Consider the following 17454-nt stretch of genomic DNA (forward strand, 5'->3'; position numbering starts at 1 on the left):
TGCACCCGTGCGGAGGCGCACAATAGTGCGTATTTCATGAATATGTATGGCATGCCCGATGCAGTACTGACTGCGTCGGCTCCGCGCGTTGAGCGCGGGCAGGAAGAGGGGATATATCGCGCCATTGCAAAGTGGGCGGTACTTGTATTCGCGTTTCTGCTCCCGCTGTTTGTGCTTCCCGTGACAACGGCGGCAGTTGAGGCGAATAAATTCGTGTTGGTAGTGGTTGCGGCGAGTCTTGCGCTGATCGCATGGTTTTTAGGGATTGTGGTTTCTGGCACACTGCGTGTACGCATGTCTCCCGTTCTCACGATTCTTGCCGCGTTCATCGGTGCGGGGATTCTTGCGACGGTGTTTTCCGTGTCGCCAGAAAAGAGCTTATTTGGAAACGGCATCGGTTTCGCTGGCTCGCTGACGAGTATCATTGCGCTCTCCGCGTTGGCCTGTGTAGCATTGCATGTGTTTGACGATCGTGGGCGACGCCTTGCGCAAGTCTTTGGTGGGGGCGCGCTACTCGCGCTCATTATTGGGCTTCTGCAGTTGCTGGAGATTTATCTTTTGGGCGCCGCTGCGTTTAGCTCGCGTGCATTCAACACTGTTGGCTCAGTGAATGCGCTGGGTATGTTCGCGGCATTTTCACTGCCACTGTTTGCGAAGCTTCGCTTGCCGTTGCCTCGATTTGAAAAAGTAAACCTCGCAATGATTGGCGTGCTGGTGAGCTTGGCAATCTTGGTCATCCTAAACTGGTGGATCTTCTGGACCGCCGCCATTGCGGGCATGGTCGGCCTTATCATCTGGGACAGCGTTGCGTCATTGCGCATGGGCGCGCGCACATTTCGCATGGCGCACTTCCTCTTGCCCATGACGGTTGTCGTGTTGGGAGTATTTCTCCTTATTGTGAACTTTTCAGTCCCCGCGGTCCGTAACGCACTCCCTGTCGAAGTTGCTCCTTCGTTTAGCCTTTCGTGGGACGTCATGATGAAGACGTTCGGCAAGAACCTCATTTCCGGCTTTGGCCAGGAGAACTTCCTTCTTGCATTTGACCGTTTTGGCGCACAGCGCTTGGCGCAAACGACGCTTGGCGACATTCGCTTCCTCTCGGGTACTTCTGAAGCAATGACGATGATAGTAGAACAGGGAGCCGTGGGCATTTTGGCACTCGGTGCGATGGTGTGGATGCTAACACTCGCACTAGCGCGCATGGCGCGTCGGACGCAAAGCGACGAGGCAGTGCACGGTGCAGTGTTTAGCACGGCAGTCGCGATGCTTGTGGGCTTTTTCCTCTTCTCATTTGAGGGAACGTTGATGGGCACGTTCTTCCTTGTGTTGGCATTAGTGGCGCTTGCGGCGGCCGCAGATCGCGAAGAGCTCATTCATATTGAGGAGCGTCCAGCGTGGTCGCTTGCTGCTTCACTGGGCTTCATTACGGTTCTCATTAGCGTGCTAACTGGCGGATATTTTGTAGCATCTGCGTATACGGGCGATGTGCAATTCGCAAAAGCAGTACGCGTAACGGATAACACCGAGGCAAGTGAGCGCATGGCGCGAGCGCTAGCATGGGCGCCCGACACCGATCGCTACCTTCGTGCAATTGCACAGAGGCAACTCGCTATTATTGGGACGGAAATAAACGCTCCTGCTGGATCGCAAGACGCCGAGCGCCAAGCGCGCATTCAGACCGCGGTGAATAATGCTATTGGTGCAGCCCGACGTGCGACAGAAGCTGACTCTTCAGACTCACTGAACTGGTTTACGCTCGCAACAACCTACCAGCAGCTTTTGGGCGTGCTTGAAAACGCAGATGGTCTCGCAGAGGATGCTTATAAGAAAACGGCAGATTTACGTCCAGGAGATCCAACATTTAGCAACCAGCTTGGCACGATGTATCTGGCAAAAGCGGACTTGACGCGTCAACTTGCCCGCAGTGGGGGAGCAAACGCCGCACGCTTTAGTGCTGAGGCCGAAGCTTCGTTGATTAAGGCAGAGGAGCACTTCAAAAAAGCAATTGAGGTGTCTCCAAACTTTGGGCAGGCAATCTACAACCTTGGCGCAGTTTATGATCGTCAAGGAAAGGTGAAAGAGGCTGTTCGTGAGCTAGAACGTATTGCACCGGCGAATGCCAACAACGCGAGCATTCTCTTTGAGCTTGGGCTCTTGTACTATCGTGATGATCGCAAAAACGATGCTATCACTGCATTTGAGCGCGCAGTACTTATCTCCCCGGACTTCAGCAATGCGCGCTGGTATCTCGCGCTTATCTTAGAGGAGCAGAAGAGGCTTCCTGAAGCCATTGAACAAGTGAAGCGCATTCTGGCTCTTGAGGCGAATAAAGATAACAAGACGGTTCAGGATAAGCTTGCGCAACTTGAGCAAGGGCTAGCAACGATTGGGCCCGATGGGGCGCTTGACGAACAACCGCTGTAATGAACATCCCCCGCATTCGCATTTCACAGAAGGCAGCACTTGCATGGAGCGTCACGGGAGCATTTATTCTTGCTCTCGTGTACGCTCTCGCGGTGCCCACTGGCGGCATGCCGCGTGAGATTTCTATTGCGAAGGGTCTGGGCACTGACGCAATCGCCCGCACGCTTGAAAGTGCGGGCGTTGTGCGTTCGTCTCTCCTCTTTTCGCTTTTAGTGCGTGGATTGGGAGAGGACGGGAATTTGCGGGCTGGGCGCTACATCATTGACCCACGAGAAGAGAGCGCTTGGGATATCGCGCTAAAAATGGCAGCTGGGCGTGCAGAACCAGAAGATATCGGCGTATTAATTTATGAAGGTATGAATATCTGGGAGGTTGATCGCCAGTTGGCGGCGGCCGGCCTTATCACACGCGGCGCATTTGCAAAAGAGTGGTATCAAGAGGAGGGGACATTCTTTCCTGACACGTACCGTTTTCTTCCGGGGACAAGTGTTGCGGAGATGGGTCGCGTGATGCAGGAGAATTTCCGTGCCAAAGCAGGGTTCCCACGCGACGATACGCTTATCATTGCTTCCATGCTTGAGAAAGAGGGCAAGACGCAAGAGGAGCTTGAGCTGATCGCGGGCGTGATTCAAAACCGCATAAAACTCGGCATGCCACTCCAGCTAGACGCCACTGTCATCTACGGTGCCTGTATGCGCTCCTGGAAGGCCCAGGGGATGCGCGATATATGCGATGTGACCAATGTACCCGTTGGGCGTGAAACTGCCATAGATTCGCCGTATAACACGTATACGCGCAGAGGGCTTCCAGAGGGGCCCATTGCCAACCCGGGAGCTCTAGCAATTAAGGCGGCGGAGCATCCGAAGGCATCAAAATATTTATATTATCTCTCGCCACGCGACGGCAGTAGGGTTATTTTTACTGAAACGTATGCGGAGCATGTACGTAACCGTGCGAAGTATCTGGGGATTTAAAAGGGGCGCGTATCGCAAATTCCCACCCAAAGACTGAACATAGAGAAGCACACCGCAAGTCCTCTCTCTACCACGCGTCGAGCATCCTGCGAATGCTCGCGCTCCTACTCGCCCTCACCTTATACTAAGGAGCAATCCTTACCGTTCGGGCTGCGAGAGGGTAGAACCGAGGACTTGCGGTGTTCTTTTTTACTCGCAAAGAAGTTACTAAGGAGTGCATACAACCCAATACGCGAAGCATTTCGGAGCACGACGGTGCGAGAACTAGCTGCGCCGCCAGTAAGGCGGCGACAGCGTGCTGAGTCTTTGGGCGGTATGCACTCAATAAGAGGGCAAGCGCTTCTGGTCCCTTGCATTTTTGCAGGTTTTTTGTATACTTATAGGTAAGCCGTAGACAGCGGGCGTCCATCCTTTTTCGCATAAAGCGATGACGGATAAGTAAGACCCGCCGAGGAACACACTCTTCATAGAGTCTGCGGCTGCGCGCAGGCTTTTTTATTGGTCGAAGCGCGTAGCATAAACCGTAGTTTGTACCATGAAAACACGAACACAGAAGGCAACTGAGCTTTCCCTCTTAAAGGAGAAGCTCCCGAAAGCAACAATTCGTATCTTCACCACGTTTGCGCGTGATGGGGAAAAGGGATTGTCGGTTGCAGAGATGCAGCAACTCAAGCGTGCACTTCGTAAGATTGGGGCAGAGTTCCTGATTGCGAAGAAAAGCTTGGTTGATATCGCATCCCGCGACTTGAACTATGACGGCGTTGACGTCTTTGGCATGAACGGTTCCGTCGGAATCGCGCTTGCAGAGGGGGATCAATACGCTGTCGCACGAGAAATCTACAAGTTTGCCAAAGAACACGAAGCACTCAAGCTCTACAGTGCATGGGGTGATGGTTACATCACGCCAGAATTGCTCGCTGAAATGGCTACCATGCCATCACGCGAAGAGCTCGTTGTGCGCCTCTTGGGCATGCTCCAGTATCCGATTCGCTCGCTCGCTATGGTGCTCCAGCAGATTGCTGATAAGCAACCTGCCGCACCAGCTCCAGCGCCCGTAGCGGAACCGGCAGCTCCAGTAGTTGAAGAAGCCGCTCCTGCTCCGGATGTGTCAGCGGAAGCACCCGCAGAAACACCGGCAGAAGCACCTGCAGTAAGCGAAACGCCTGCTGCTGAATAACCACGTATGGACAAAGCAACATTTATTGAACACATTGAAAAGATGAGCGTCAGCGAGCTCAACGAGCTCGTCAAGGGGCTCGAAGAGAAGTTCGGTGTCTCCGCCGCGGCATTTGCCATGGCAGCACCAGCAGCAGGTGGCGCAGCAGCGGGTGAAGAGAAGGATTCCTTCACCGTGGTGCTCACCAATGCTGGCGAGCAGAAGATTCAGGTCATTAAAGTTCTCCGCGAATTGACCGGCCTCGGCCTCAAAGAAGTGAAGGACATGACCGACAACGTCCCTGCAACCGTCAAGGAAGAAGTGAAGAAAGCAGATGCAGAAGATATGAAGAAGAAATTGATGGATGCCGGCGCAACGGTAGACCTCAAATAAGTCACTACACAGGTAAGACATAAAGCCCCGCAAGGGGCTTTATGTATGGGGGCTTGTGTTAATACTTTATATGTTGTACAATATGCAGCTAGTTCCTTAAAGTGAAAAACACTTCGACGGCAGAAAAACTGCTGTTGGCATAGTGCTAAGGAGCACTCACGAGGTGACGTATGAAAAAGTTGTTGAGGCGCTTGTCTCAGATTCCGAGGAGTCTGATCGCCACATTTTGCTACACAGTACTCTTCGCCGCTGTGACGGTGAGCTGGAAGCCCGAAGACTTCAAATCGGCATTACATGGTCTCGCGCTCTTTAGCTTTGTCCTTCTCGCATTCTGCCTCTCGTTGTTTCGTGAGGTGGAAGAGCAGTTGTTCTTCGCGAAGAAACTGCTCTTCGGAATGGGCTATTACGAAATTCAGGCCGGGCTTGAGAAGCGCGCGAAAGAGCTGGATGAGGCGTACCGACAGATCATCGTCATCCAAAGGGGAGGCGTCGGGCTTGACATGAAGGCTCCTGCGGAGCTTGAGAAAGACCCTGAGCGCATGGCCAAATGGTATGCTGATTGCCACGCTGCCTGGGTTCACAAGGCTCAGGCCGAGGCTGCGGAGGCGAAGGAAACTTTCTGGGGGGTGATGAAGTTGGTCGCCGATTTTCGTGGGCAACCCCTTCCGAAATCCTACAAGGATCTTCTGCCGCCCAAGAACGCTGTGCCGGCCTACGACCCCGACTAGCGCCCATAACGGGCAACGCCAGTGAAGAGAGATCTTCACTGGCGTTTTCATTTTTACGCGTTCGTTTTTTACTGTACCTGCCAGACTTTTTGGTCGTCAGTCAGGTAGAAGAGTGAGCCGTTGGGGTGTACTGTTGCAGTAACTACGGCATGGTCTTCGGGGAAGGTGATGGTCTTAAAGAGAGAGCCACTCTTTTTATCTATAAGATAGAGGCGGTTGAGAACGGTGTCGAGGATATACACATAGGGGAGATCCACGCCCGTAAATAGCTGTGATGCAGGAGAGACGGGGAGGCCCGTGCTCACCTCTGCAGTGCGTTCACCTTTGTAGTAGGTGAGTAGGGTGCCCGTGGTGGTCACGGCGTAGATGTTGCCATCAATGGCGATATCTACCACGTCTGCAGGAAGTGCAGCGCCACTCTTGAGCCACGCACTTGCTGACCCCTTGCCTTGTGCGGCCCCTACAATGCGCATAATGGTGCCGTTTGCTACGCCGTAGAGATTGTCGCCAAATTGTTCAAGGTGTGCGAGTGATGTGGAGAGGGTGATGGGAGTAACGCTCTGGCCTTTCACTGCTGCCGCGCTGGTTCCTGCGATAACGGTATGTAGAGAATCGCTTCCCGTGAGCGCGGTTGCGTTAGCGGGGACGGTGATAGCGTCCGCAATGCTACCGGTACTGATCGCATTGAGCGTGCCTACGGTTTCTGTAGTTCGGTAGATATAGAGGCCATTCTGCGCGGCGATATGCCTAATTTTTGCCTCTTCTTTGCTGTTATCAAAAGCGAGCTGTGGTTCTGCTAACTTTGCTTGATCCAACGTGTTCAGTTCACTGAAAAGCTCGGAGCGCATTTCTTTTGCCGCGGGCGCGGCGTCCTCTTCGGTGAGAAATGGATTAAGAGCAACAAGTGAGGCGCCTAAAAGTGCGCGTGCTTCGGGGATCTGGTTCTGGCTCACTTTCGTCTTTGCGATCTTTACTTGGTTTCGTACATCGGCAATGACTGCTGCGAGGGCTTCTTCTTCTGCAGAAGGTGTTACGAGTGAGCGCACAAACAGTGTGCCGCCGACAATGACGGTAATCGTGAGCGCGAGGGCGATGGCGCGAGAGCGTGGGTTCAGGTCAGTGAGGCCAAGGCGTCGGAAAAATGCTACAAAAGGACTCTTTTTGCGGCCCAATGAAAACTCAGAGGGGATAATGCGCGGGATTGCTTCTTCTGCTCCGAGCGACGTTGGTTGTGCGATGGGAGGGGTCTCGTGTTGTTGGGGAGCCTGTGCAAAGCGGACCTGCTGTTGCTGTGGTTCGGGAACGAATGAAGGCGCTGGCGCCGTTATTTCGCGTATCTTTTGCACCGTAATGTAGAGTGCCGCGCAAGAAAACGTATCTTTCTGCTCACGAATAGCGGCGAGCTTTGCGATAAAGGCGTCTTTGTCGAGTTTATCGAAATCACTCTTCACGAAGCGTTCTCGCGTGGTGAGTGAGCGATTAGGGAAGAGCGCGAGGAGACGATCATGCTCCTGCACTTTGCCAGAGATAATATTTGAGAACTGGCTTCCGGTGCCGTCCGCGTCTTTTTCAAAATGCTCTACGTTATTGAGTACATCAACAATACCCCCTGAGCGAGCAAGAAATAGTTTAAACTTTCCTAGCTTTGAAATGAGGAGCGAACCATCAGCGATGGCAAAGATGCCCATATTGATCTTCGCGCCGTTATTTTCGAAGAGTTCAGAGACGACTTCGTTTACTTTGCGCAACGTGTTTGCGAACGCTTCTTTGATGGCGATACCTGGGCGTGCATAATATTCCCGCTTTGCGAGTGCGGCGATGAGGTTAAGCGCATAGGCGAGATCGTCAGTGGGGTGGCTAATGTTGCCGACAACGTAGAGGTTGCCCAACATGCGGGTGCTGTCTTGTTCGTCGGGGCTGTATGAGAATGCGTCTGCTGGTCCTTCGGGGTTCGCGCCGGAGATAGAGATTTCGTGGGCAATCGGCTTTAAAGTGATTTTTTCCATGGGGTTTACTTTTCAGAGCTCCTACGCTAGACTGCGCGGTGTCTTTTCAGTAGCGCATAATGGTTCTCTTGCATTCTACTGAAACGTCGGACCATATGTCAAAGAGCGTTCTGGATAACCTGTTTGGCTCGCGTGCGAGAGTCAAAATTTTGAAATTTATTTTTCGGACACATCCGGAGCAATTTACCTTTCGCGATATTGTGCAGCGGACACAGGAATCTGAAGAAGTGGTGAAAAAGGAGCTTGCCATTCTTGAGAGTATGCATTTGGTACGGCGCATCAATAACGGCTCATAATTATGTCGCCAAAGAAACGAACTCGTATCGTAAAAAAGAAAAAAACTCATGCGAAGAAGCGTGTTGCGCGTCCGCGCGTCGTGACGCCAGGGCCAACGTATGCCGTGAACAAAGAGTTCGCATTCTTTAATGAACTACACGCGCTCATTTTAAAACCATCTCCTGCAGAACGTGGCGAGCTCACGCGCCGCATTGCAGCACTGGGACGCGTGAAGCTCGCGGTGATCTCTGGTGTTTTTCTCAACACGCCCGATCAGAGCGCACTCATTGATACAAATTCACCGACTGATCTTTTTCTGGTTGCTGATGATTTGAGCAAACAGAAGCTTGCCGCGTTTCTGAAATCACTCGAAGCAGAAGTGGGCAAGGAAATAAAGTTTGGTATTATGGATAGGGAAGAGTTCATGTACCGTTTCGGCATGTTTGATCGTTTCGTGCGTGTGCTCCTTGAGGGGCCTCACGAGAAGCTCATAAATAAGCTTGGTATTTAGGGCGCATAGCTCAGCTGGTTAGAGCGTTGCATTCACATTGCAAAGGTCCCTGGTTCGAGTCCAGGTGCGCCCACTAGGAGGCAAGAATACACGACGGCCACTGCTGGCCGTTGGGTATTCTTAAATAGTTTAAGCACCTGGCTCGAACGCCGGAGCGATGTGTTGCCAGCTGGCAACACCGCGAGGCGGTGGTTAGTTCATCTGCCGTCAGGCAGACCCGAGCCCCGACGGCTGGTCGGGGCGAGAGGCGAGACCGAGTCCAGGTGCGCCCACTAGGAGGTGAGGAATGTCGAAAGATCAGAACATCGAAAGCGATGAGCGAAGTGGTCGCGTTTCGGCGTGGGTAATCATCATCGCTCTCGCGGCGCTTGTCGCATTGGCGCCCTAGGAGGAACGGCATGAAGCCAGAAGAATGGCGGGCGTACGTTCGTAAACTCGCACGGGAGCTGTGCGTACGGAAGCACCAAGATCGATGCGGCTCACTCATTTGCGCCGGACCGTCGCGTTCTGGGTCCGGACCACCGTGCGACGAGTGCGTTGCGGTGGTTGAGCACGATCTTGAAGAGAAGCGTCGCAAATCGGGTGAAGTCCAGCTTTCCCTACAGGAAGTGACAAGACTGAAGGAGCGGCTCGGCCGCTCATGAGCTGGCAAAGGAGGGCACTATGCGGCCCGAAAGGTCGATCTCTCCGGTGGGAATCCTGCTGATACTTGCTGGCCTTGGCCCGTTGGCGGGGTATCTGCTCTTTCTGATGTATCGCGCGCAGGAAATGCTTGCGCGCAGCCCCCAGCCCGGCTGGTAGGGCTCCTGCACACCCCGCGATCTTCGCTAAAAAGGCGAATGGTCGCGGGGTGTTTTTACTTATGCACATTTCTATATTTGCGTCTCTGCTCGGTGGGGTATAATGACCATGTAGTGTTTGTAAGTGGGAAGAAGTGTTACATCGCAAAACATGCTTATTGGTGAATACCAACACACGATTGATGCCAAGAAGCGTCTTGCGATTCCTTCAAAATTCCGCCGTGAACTCGGAGAGCGCGCCGTCGTCACTCGTGGCGTTGATGCATGTCTCTTCGTTTTTCCCATTCAGCAATGGGAAGCTCTCGCGGAACGCATTGCAAACCTACCCGTGACACAAGGGGATAGTCGATCGTTCGCGCGATTGATGCTCTCCGGTGCCACCGAAGTGGAGTTTGATTCCCTCGGTCGCGTTCTCCTTCCTGATCACTTAAAAAGCTATGCAGGACTGAATCGTTCAGTTGTCGTTGCTGGGCTCTATAAGCGATTGGAAATTTGGGACGCTGATGCGTGGGAGCGCACCAAGCAGCAGCTTGAGAAGAACTCTGATCGCATTGCAGAAAAGCTTGGTGAATTGGGGGGTATCTAACGTATGACGGAGCACGTACATACGCCAGTTCTTTTAGAAGAAGTTATCACGCACCTCAATCTGAATCCTGAAAAGCGATTCATTGATGCGACCCTTGATGGCGCAGGCCACACCGCTGCGGTGTTGGAACGCTACCCAGGCATTCGCATTTTGGGCATTGAGCTTGATCCGGTGCAAGTTGCACAGTTGCCGGAACGCCGCCCAGAGGTTGCTCGACAGATCATCGTGGTGAACGACAGCTACGCGAACCTTGCGCAGCTTGTTGCTGATCATGCCTTTCCGCCCGATGCAATTCTTATGGATCTCGGCCTTTCTTCGTGGCACTACGAAGTGAGTGGCAGGGGATTCTCATTTATGCGTGATGAGCCGCTTGATATGCGCTTTCAGCCCGAGACAAATCCTACGACGGCTGCGGTTCTTTTGAACACCGCACCCGTTGATGAGCTAGAGCGCATACTGGCGACGTATGGCCAGGAACAGTTTGCAGACGCAATCGCATACGCAGTGGTTCGTGCCAGGTCGGCGACGCCCATTCGGACGACGTTTGACCTGGTGCGGGTCATTGAAAGCGCAGTTCCCGCGTGGTACCGGCATCGCAAGTTGCACTGTGCCACCAAAACATTTCAAGCACTCCGTGTCGCCATCAATGACGAGCTGTCATCGGTTGCGAACGGTGTTCGAGCTGCAATCGATGTTTTGAATCCCGGCGGACGATTAGCGGTAATCTCCTTCCAAGGCATGGAGGACCGCATTGTCAGAGAGGCATTCAAGGCAGCGGTTGCAGGAGGAAGAGGTTCGTGGGTGACGCGAGCGACCCTTCGACCCGCATGGGAAGAAGTAAAGCGAAATCCTCGAGCGCGGAGTGCGAAGTTAAAGTTGTTTCAGAAAGCAGAGTAGATGTGTTCGTAGCTAGGGAGGGTAGGAATGCCTCTCCCGACGCCCGTGCGTCGTTCGAATCCTTTTTCACCATTTTCTAAACTTGTTGTTCGGTGCAACCTGACATTCATCGCTGTGATAGCGCTTTGTGCTGGGCTCTATGTTGTGCAATCGAATCGGGTAGCAACACACACGCTACGTGTTGGCGAGCTTCAGCGTGAAACCGTTGCGCTTGCTGCACAACGCGGCGCATTGCTCACAGAGTCGTTTGCGGCAGAAGAGCCAGAGCAACTGTCCTCGTTTGCTCAGCGCCACGCGCTTGTCGCTTCACAAATGCCGGTGCATTTGTTTGAATCCAGTAATGTTGCGCGACGCTAATGCTCGCTTTGCACTATGAAGCGCGTTTTACATGAGCACATGCGGGTTGTTCTCTTAACGGCGGCATTTCTTGCCGCCTTTGCGCTTGCGGGGTATCGCCTTGTCGTGCTTGCTGGTGTTCGTCACGAAACATATGCGCAGCAAGCTCGCGCGCAATCAGAGCGAGCCACTACGCTCGTTGCGAGAGGTAGCATCTTTTTCCAAGACGCTGGCGGCATCCGTCCAATTGCGGCGGTTAATCGTCGATTTCCTTTTGTGGTAGTGCGCACAAGCAGTGTTGATCCCGAATTGCGCGATGGCATTGCTGACGCGCTCGCAACGGTGACGGGCGCCAGTAAAGATTCTCTCATCGCGCTTTTAGATCGCGAAGGGAAAGAGCGCACCTTGCCGTATCGCCTCACTGAAGAACAGGCGCGCGCAGTCACTGATCTTGAGCTCCCTGGTATTGGTATCGCATACGCACTTGATCGCGAGTACCCAAGCGGCACACTTGCTGCTGATGTGCTTGGCTTTGTCGGCTACAGTGACCGAGGTCGCTCTGGGCAGTATGGTATTGAATCTCGATTTGAACACATGCTCTCCGGCTCTCTCTCACGACGGAGCTTCTTTGCCGCGACGAATCCGGTGAGTATTATAAAATCTCTCATAGGAGGGGAAAGTGCCCGCGCCGAGCAGTCAGATCAACCCCGTGATATTGTGCTCACGCTCGATCATGCGATCCAGGCATATGTTGAAAATGCGCTTGATGCCGTAGTTACCAAATGGAAGGCGGCGGGAGGCTCAGCTATTGTGCAAGATCCACGCACGGGGCGTATTCTCGCAATGGTAGATCGTCCGACGTTTAATCCGAACGAATATCGCACGAGTAAAACGGAGGCATTTTTAAATAGTTCCGTGCAGAGCATTTTTGAGCCAGGTTCTACGTTCAAGCCGTTTACGATGGCTGCTGGTCTTGATACGAACGTCCTTACGCCTCAGACGACGTACTATGATACGGGATCGGTCGAAGTGGCGGATCGTGTTATTAAGAATTCAACGCAACGGCCGTCGGGGACGCGGACAATGACGCAGGTTTTGGAGCTTTCGTTGAATACGGGAACGGTTTTTGCGGCGAAACTGATCGGCACGGAGAAGTTTCGTGAATACATGGTCAATCTCGGCTTCGGCCAACCGACGGGCATTGATCTTCCTGGTGAAGTGAGTGGCGATATCTCAAACCTCTATTCAGGGCGCGAGATTAACACCATGACAGCTTCATTCGGGCAAGGCATTGCCGTTACTCCACTGCAGCTTGTGAACGCGTTTAGCTCCATTGCAAATGGTGGAAGACTCATGCGCCCACTCATTGTGGATCGCGTGATAACAGGGACGAAAGAAGATGTGATAGAGCCAGAGGTGGTCTCGATTCCGTTCTCTGAACGTACCGCGAGTCGCTTACAGACTATGCTCACAAGTGTTGTCGATAATGGTTATGACGCGGGCGGGCGCATTAGCGGATATGATATCGCGGGAAAGACGGGTACGGCGCAGATTGCAGGACCCGACGGGAAATATCTCGATGGCATCTTCATACACACCTTCGTAGGATTTGCGCCTTCGTATGATGCGCGCTATACCGTATTACTCAAACTCGATAGGCCGCAGGGCGTTACCTTTGCATCAAATAGCCTCGTGCCAACATTTAAAGACATTATGCAATTTTTGCTGACCTATGGTAGTGTACCACCATCGCGACGATAGCCATGTCTTATAAACGACTTACTCTTGAAATGATCCTCAAGGCGCTCGCACGAGTGCTCGTGTGGCGCTATAAGCCCCTCATCATCGGTGTTACGGGCAACGTGGGAAAGACGTCAACAAAAGAAGCAATCGCTACCGTGGTGCGTACGCGCATGACGGTACGAGCGAGCTCTGGAAATCTCAATAATGATATTGGCTTGCCCCTTTCTATCCTAGGCGATTGGGGAGAGGTGTACTATCACGAAGGCCCTTCATTTTCTTTCTGGGCGCGCGTCATAGGCGTCGCACTTCGTGATTGTGTTGTGCGCAATTCAGCATATCCGCGGGCATTGGTGCTCGAATATAGCGCAGACCGTCCAAAAGATATCGCTCGGCTTGTTCATCTCTTTAAGCCGCACATTTCAGTGGTGACCGCGGTTGGAGATATCCCTGTACACGTGGAATTCTTCCGCTCACCCGATGCTGTGGCACGAGAAAAGAGCGCTTTAGTGCACGCGCTGCTGCCTTCAGATTACGCCGTCCTCAACGCGGATGACGCACGTGTACTCGATATGCGCCTTGTTACTAAGGCACGTGTCCGTACATTTGGATCGCAACAAACCGCATCAGCTTCATTTTCCCACGAAGCTCCGTGGGTTGAAGATGGCGTAGTCCGTGGCATGGTATGCAAGCTGCACTACGACGGTGGTTTTGTGCCCGTACGTGTACCAGGAGTTTTGGGGCGCACCACATGCTATGCTGTTTCGGCGGCCGCTGCTGTCGGGCACATTCTCCACGTGAACGCGCTTGCTATGAGCGAGGCTTTCTCCGCATACCGCCCCCCTGCGGGACGATTGCGCATTCTATCGGGCATTAAGCACACTACCATTATTGATGATACATATAATGCCGCTCCGGCGGCGACGCGTATGGCACTTGAGACCTTGCGCGATATGCCCGCGCAACGAAAGGTGGCTGTGCTTGGCGATATGCTTGAGCTGGGAAGCTTCACAATCGAAGCGCACGAAGCGATCGGACAGATGGTTCCTGCCATTGCGCAGCGCTTAGTTTGTGTTGGTGAGCGCGCAGCGCTTATAGGGCGCACCGCCGAGCAACAGATGCCACAGGGTGCTGTGCAGTATGCGCATACCGCAGATGAGGCAAAGCGCATGGTGCAAGATCTTCTTGAAGAGGGGGATCTGGTTCTTGTGAAAGGCTCGCAAGGAATGCGCATGGAGAAAGTGGTGGAAGAAATCATGGCAGAGCCTCAATTGGCACGGGAGTTGCTCGTGCGCCAATATGGCCACTGGCTTGCCTCATAGGCCCACCCTATGGCATACTAGATGACGTTTTAGTACGCTGGCTCCGCCTTCGGCGAGACAAGCCTGTCGTCCCAAGACGTGGCTGGTGCTCGTGTGTTAAATACATATATGGCCCTGTCGTCTAGCCCGGTCTAGGACACTAGATTCTCATTCTAGTAACACGGGTTCAAATCCCGTCGGGGCTACTAGTACATAAAGACTCCCACTGGGGAGTTTTTATGTACTAAGACCCTGTTGGATTTGAAGGGTATCCGAGAACGCCAACTGCTTGGCGTTCTCAGGAACCCCGGCTTTGAAGGAGGAGCGAGCCTGCGCTATAGCGCGTGCGAGCGACGGATGAAAAGAAATCCCGTCGGGGCTACAAATACATAAAAACCCCGTTTGGGGTTTTTATGTATTTAGACCCTCCTCCATAATTCTTGACCTTTTAGGCGTTTCTGCTATGATAGAGCCTTATGACATTTGCTGTTATTCAGACGGGCGGCAAGCAATATAAAGTCGCTGTGGGCGACATTCTTGACATTGAAAAGCTTGATGCCGCCGAAGGTTCAGAAGTTACTTTCTCAGAGGTGCTTCTCACGGCCGATGACAAAGATATTTCCGTAGGCCAGCCCCTCGTCGCAAAAGCAAAGGTAACCGCGCAAATCCTTGAGCAGGGTAAAGGAGAGAAGAAAATCGTTTTCCGCTTCAAGGCGAAGACTCGTTACCGCAAAAAGAAGGGCCACCGTCAGCCGTTTACGAAAGTAAAAATCACCAACATCTCCGCATAACGGAGATGTTGTGTTTATGCGCCATCTATGGCATAATAAACCCTCCCCAAAGCAATAGGGGGAAGAGGAGGGTTATGGCGAGGATTCAGTGCCCCCATTGTGGGGGCGAAATGCCCCTGGCGAGCGCCTCCGAGCGCGCCCCCATGCGGGTGATGAACTGCTCACAGTGTGGGAAAACGCTGGAGCAGGCGCAGGAAGCAGCAGCGCGCCGTTCCGTTCTCAACCAGATCAACGGAGAGGGGGAGTCGGTTGGTGAACTGCCCGGCGTGTAAGACGCCACGCACCATGGTGGGTATGCACCTCGCGTGCCCGACCTGTAAGAAGGTCTCAGCGCCCCTTACCGAAGAGGTAACGACGCTGCTAGCCATTCCTGTGCGCGTCACGCGCCCGCCACAGCCTCCCCGGATGCCGCTCTGCACCTAGTGTGCTGGGCTGTTGGCCAAGGATTCGTCCTTGGCCTCTTTTATTTTCTGAAATCGAGGGCGTTTTTGAGCGTCATCTCGTCTGCATACTCCACGTGTGTTCCAGATGAAAGGCCGCGAGCAAGTTTCGTGATGCGTACGTGCTCTAAGGGGCGCAGTAGGCTTTCAATATACAAAGCAGTGGTTTCGCCCGGGGCGTGGGCATTAGTCGCTAATATAACTTCTACGGGGCGGTCCGGGTGTGCTAACGAACCTACCCGCTGTACGAGCTCGTGAATGCGTAGGTTATCGGCAGTAATGCCGTCTGCGGGGTGGATGGAGCCGCCAAGCACGTGGTACCGACCACGGTACAGTCCGGTGCGCTCAATGGACTCAAGGTCCGTTACTTTCTCAAGCACCAAAATAGTGTAGGGGTCTCGTTTTGCATCCTCGCATACCCTACACGCATCGCCGTCAGAGATGTTGAAGCAAGTCTTGCATGTTTGTACTGCGGTTTTCAGGCGAGCAATGGCGTCGCCCAGCAGAGCAAGATCGCGCTCATCGTGGTTCATGAGTGCCAACACAAAACGCAGTGCTTGGCGCGGGCCAACCCCGGGGAGCTTCTGTAACATGCGCGAGAGCGCGATGATGTGTTCGTTCATAGAGACTAGAACGTCGCGGGCCCGTCATAGTTATGCTGACGGTCTACTTCGTAGAATTGTAAACTATCTGGATCAATATAGAAATCAATGTCGCCGGTTGGTCCGTTGCGGTGCTTCGCAATAATGAGCTGCGCCATGTTGAGCTTATTTTCTTGCTGTGCTTTCGCAAAGTTTACCTTGTCGTCGCGATGGATGAACATAACAACGTCCGCATCTTGTTCGATGGAGCCGGAATCACGAAGGTCAGAAAGCTTCGGACGATGACCATCACGGCTTTCAATTGCGCGGGAAAGCTGGGATAGCGCAATAACGGGGATGTTGAGCTCTTTTGCAAGTCCCTTGAGGCCTCGGGAGATCTCAGTGACTTGCTGTACGGCGCTGTCGTAGTCTTTGCGTCCTGCCATGAGCTGAAGGTAATCAATAACCACCGCGCCAAGGCCATGCTCAGCATGGAGGCGGCGCGCAACGGCGCGCATTTGTAGCACGTTCATGCTCGCCGAGTCATCAATAAAGACCGGTGTATTTTTTAGCTCACTGATTGCTGTGGTAATACGGAGGAAGTCGTTATCAACGCCTTCATGAGAGAGGCGGCCCGTGCGTAGCTTCCAGAGGGACACGCCAGACTTTGATGCAATAAAACGATCTACCACCTGATCGGTAGACATTTCCAAACTAAAGATGGCGACTGGAATGCCGTTTGATGCGAGGCGCCCTGCGATATCAATCGAAAATGCTGTTTTACCCACCGAGGGACGCGCGGCGAGAATAATCAAATCAGAGCGCTGGAACCCGCCCAACATTTCATCAAGTTTTGTGTGTCGTGTGGCAAGGCCGCGTAGCTCACCAGTATCCTGCGTGCTAATGCGTTCCATGGCAGCATCCAAACTGCTCGCGAGGGCAGTAAAGTTCTGGGGGCGCGTTTTCTCAGATATGGCAAAGAGTTTGCGTTCCGCTTCATCGAGGAGCGTTTCCGTATCTTCATCTTCACGATATCCCATACCGACGATCTCGTGGGCGACGTCAATGAGGCTGCGCAACGTGCGCTTCTTTTGAACAATGCGGCCGTAGGTTGCAGCGTGAGCGGCAGAAGGCACTGCGCCGGCGAGCGACGTGAGAAAGCCAACTCCGCCGATATCGGCGAGCACGCCGCGTTCAGCGAGCACATTTGAAACGCTCAAGACGTCGATGGCGTCACGCTTTTCAAAAAGCGAAAGCACCGCCTCATATACGTGCTGATGATTGCGGTGATAAAAATCTTCAGGGCGGAGGAAGTCAACAACACGGTTTATTGCTTCGCGATCAATAAGGAGCGCCCCTAAGAGTGTTTTCTCGGCATCAGTGCTGTGCGGAGGAGTCTGCGTGGGAGTCTGTAGTCCGTTGCCTGCCATGGGGCTCATTATTCATCTTCTAGACCCGCTGGCAACTATTTCTGTGGAGAGCGTGTGGATTGAGCGCAGAAATGATTGACTAAG

Annotated in this window: 16 protein-coding genes and 2 tRNA genes; 15 read left to right on the top strand and 3 right to left on the bottom strand. The window is 53.3% G+C overall.

All coding sequences use genetic code 11. The features are described from left to right. The first annotated feature begins 36 nt into the window (after positions 1 to 36). The 5 genes from QY311_00055 to QY311_00075 all read left to right on the top strand — a co-directional run bounded on the left by QY311_00055 (position 37) and on the right by QY311_00075 (position 5675). The gene (locus QY311_00055; protein WKZ27143.1) at positions 37 to 2424 is read left to right on the top strand and encodes a tetratricopeptide repeat protein; all 2388 of its coding nucleotides are present in this window, start codon (positions 37 to 39) and stop codon (positions 2422 to 2424) included. Then, positions 2424 to 3398, top strand: coding sequence for an endolytic transglycosylase MltG (gene mltG, locus QY311_00060; protein WKZ27144.1), 975 nt, complete (start codon positions 2424 to 2426; stop codon positions 3396 to 3398). The genes QY311_00055 and mltG overlap by 1 nt, the downstream gene beginning before the upstream one ends. A gap of 535 nt (positions 3399 to 3933) precedes the next feature. After that, a complete protein-coding gene (gene rplJ / locus QY311_00065) occupies positions 3934 to 4575 on the top strand; it encodes a 50S ribosomal protein L10 (GenBank protein WKZ27145.1) in 642 nt (213 codons plus the stop codon). Between the two features lie 6 nt (positions 4576 to 4581). Next, a complete protein-coding gene (gene rplL, locus QY311_00070; GenBank protein WKZ27146.1) occupies positions 4582 to 4947 on the top strand; it encodes a 50S ribosomal protein L7/L12 in 366 nt (121 codons plus the stop codon). A 170-nt stretch (positions 4948 to 5117) separates the two neighbouring features. Next, positions 5118 to 5675 (top strand): hypothetical protein, encoded by a 558-nt coding sequence (locus QY311_00075; protein ID WKZ27147.1) that lies wholly within the window; start codon positions 5118 to 5120, stop codon positions 5673 to 5675. A 68-nt stretch (positions 5676 to 5743) separates the two neighbouring features. On the opposite strand, the gene QY311_00080 is transcribed toward QY311_00075, so the two are convergent. Continuing rightward, complete coding sequence (locus tag QY311_00080) at positions 5744 to 7681, bottom strand: hypothetical protein (GenBank protein ID WKZ27148.1); 1938 nt, start codon at positions 7679 to 7681, stop codon at positions 5744 to 5746. 149 nt (positions 7682 to 7830) lie between these two features. Here QY311_00080 and QY311_00085 point away from each other — a divergent pair, with 149 nt between their 5' ends. The 10 genes from QY311_00085 (at position 7831) to rplU (ending at position 14919) form a co-directional block, all read left to right on the top strand. Further along, the gene (locus QY311_00085; GenBank protein WKZ27149.1) at positions 7831 to 7977 is read left to right on the top strand and encodes a hypothetical protein; all 147 of its coding nucleotides are present in this window, start codon (positions 7831 to 7833) and stop codon (positions 7975 to 7977) included. 2 nt (positions 7978 to 7979) lie between these two features. Further along, positions 7980 to 8468, top strand: coding sequence for a hypothetical protein (locus QY311_00090; GenBank protein WKZ27150.1), 489 nt, complete (start codon positions 7980 to 7982; stop codon positions 8466 to 8468). Beyond that, positions 8468 to 8541: transfer RNA gene (locus tag QY311_00095), tRNA-Val, on the top strand. The genes QY311_00090 and QY311_00095 overlap by 1 nt, the downstream gene beginning before the upstream one ends. Positions 8542 to 9419: 878 nt before the next feature. Beyond that, positions 9420 to 9854 (top strand): division/cell wall cluster transcriptional repressor MraZ, encoded by a 435-nt coding sequence (mraZ, locus tag QY311_00100; GenBank protein WKZ27151.1) that lies wholly within the window; start codon positions 9420 to 9422, stop codon positions 9852 to 9854. A 3-nt stretch (positions 9855 to 9857) separates the two neighbouring features. Next, the gene (gene rsmH / locus QY311_00105; protein WKZ27152.1) at positions 9858 to 10751 is read left to right on the top strand and encodes a 16S rRNA (cytosine(1402)-N(4))-methyltransferase RsmH; all 894 of its coding nucleotides are present in this window, start codon (positions 9858 to 9860) and stop codon (positions 10749 to 10751) included. Between the two features lie 27 nt (positions 10752 to 10778). Beyond that, on the top strand, positions 10779 to 11108 hold the full coding sequence (locus QY311_00110; protein ID WKZ27153.1) for a hypothetical protein: 330 nt from the start codon (positions 10779 to 10781) through the stop codon (positions 11106 to 11108). A gap of 15 nt (positions 11109 to 11123) precedes the next feature. Further along, on the top strand, positions 11124 to 12848 hold the full coding sequence (locus tag QY311_00115) for a penicillin-binding protein 2 (protein WKZ27154.1): 1725 nt from the start codon (positions 11124 to 11126) through the stop codon (positions 12846 to 12848). 2 nt (positions 12849 to 12850) lie between these two features. Further along, positions 12851 to 14149: a UDP-N-acetylmuramoyl-tripeptide--D-alanyl-D-alanine ligase gene (gene murF, locus QY311_00120; protein ID WKZ27155.1), complete on the top strand. Its 1299-nt coding sequence runs from the start codon at positions 12851 to 12853 to the stop codon at positions 14147 to 14149. A gap of 110 nt (positions 14150 to 14259) precedes the next feature. Then, positions 14260 to 14334 (top strand) — tRNA-Glu (locus QY311_00125). A gap of 270 nt (positions 14335 to 14604) precedes the next feature. Then, the gene (rplU, locus tag QY311_00130; protein WKZ27156.1) at positions 14605 to 14919 is read left to right on the top strand and encodes a 50S ribosomal protein L21; all 315 of its coding nucleotides are present in this window, start codon (positions 14605 to 14607) and stop codon (positions 14917 to 14919) included. 463 nt (positions 14920 to 15382) lie between these two features. Here rplU and recR read toward each other — a convergent pair whose 3' ends face one another. Then, positions 15383 to 15982, bottom strand: a complete 600-nt coding sequence (gene recR, locus QY311_00135; protein ID WKZ27157.1) for a recombination mediator RecR — start codon at positions 15980 to 15982, stop codon at positions 15383 to 15385. Positions 15983 to 15987: 5 nt separating this feature from the next. Next, positions 15988 to 17370, bottom strand: a complete 1383-nt coding sequence (dnaB, locus tag QY311_00140; protein WKZ27158.1) for a replicative DNA helicase — start codon at positions 17368 to 17370, stop codon at positions 15988 to 15990. Positions 17371 to 17454: the final 84 nt, after the last annotated feature.

Source organism: Candidatus Paceibacterota bacterium (assembly GCA_030583765.1).
GTDB lineage: Bacteria > Patescibacteriota > Minisyncoccia > 2-02-FULL-40-12 > GWA2-44-9.

Coding starts and splice junctions, on each gene's coding strand:
- rplL (WKZ27146.1), top strand. CDS start 4,582: ATGGACAAAGCAACATTTATTGAACACATTGAAAAGATGAGCGTCAGC.
- recR (WKZ27157.1), bottom strand. CDS start 15,982: ATGAACGAACACATCATCGCGCTCTCGCGCATGTTACAGAAGCTCCCC.
- QY311_00080 (WKZ27148.1), bottom strand. CDS start 7,681: ATGGAAAAAATCACTTTAAAGCCGATTGCCCACGAAATCTCTATCTCC.
- QY311_00115 (WKZ27154.1), top strand. CDS start 11,124: ATGAAGCGCGTTTTACATGAGCACATGCGGGTTGTTCTCTTAACGGCG.
- QY311_00110 (WKZ27153.1), top strand. CDS start 10,779: ATGCCTCTCCCGACGCCCGTGCGTCGTTCGAATCCTTTTTCACCATTT.
- QY311_00090 (WKZ27150.1), top strand. CDS start 7,980: ATGTCGCCAAAGAAACGAACTCGTATCGTAAAAAAGAAAAAAACTCAT.
- mraZ (WKZ27151.1), top strand. CDS start 9,420: ATGCTTATTGGTGAATACCAACACACGATTGATGCCAAGAAGCGTCTT.
- murF (WKZ27155.1), top strand. CDS start 12,851: ATGTCTTATAAACGACTTACTCTTGAAATGATCCTCAAGGCGCTCGCA.
- dnaB (WKZ27158.1), bottom strand. CDS start 17,370: ATGGCAGGCAACGGACTACAGACTCCCACGCAGACTCCTCCGCACAGC.
- QY311_00075 (WKZ27147.1), top strand. CDS start 5,118: ATGAAAAAGTTGTTGAGGCGCTTGTCTCAGATTCCGAGGAGTCTGATC.
- rplU (WKZ27156.1), top strand. CDS start 14,605: ATGACATTTGCTGTTATTCAGACGGGCGGCAAGCAATATAAAGTCGCT.
- rsmH (WKZ27152.1), top strand. CDS start 9,858: ATGACGGAGCACGTACATACGCCAGTTCTTTTAGAAGAAGTTATCACG.
- QY311_00055 (WKZ27143.1), top strand. CDS start 37: ATGAATATGTATGGCATGCCCGATGCAGTACTGACTGCGTCGGCTCCG.
- rplJ (WKZ27145.1), top strand. CDS start 3,934: ATGAAAACACGAACACAGAAGGCAACTGAGCTTTCCCTCTTAAAGGAG.
- mltG (WKZ27144.1), top strand. CDS start 2,424: ATGAACATCCCCCGCATTCGCATTTCACAGAAGGCAGCACTTGCATGG.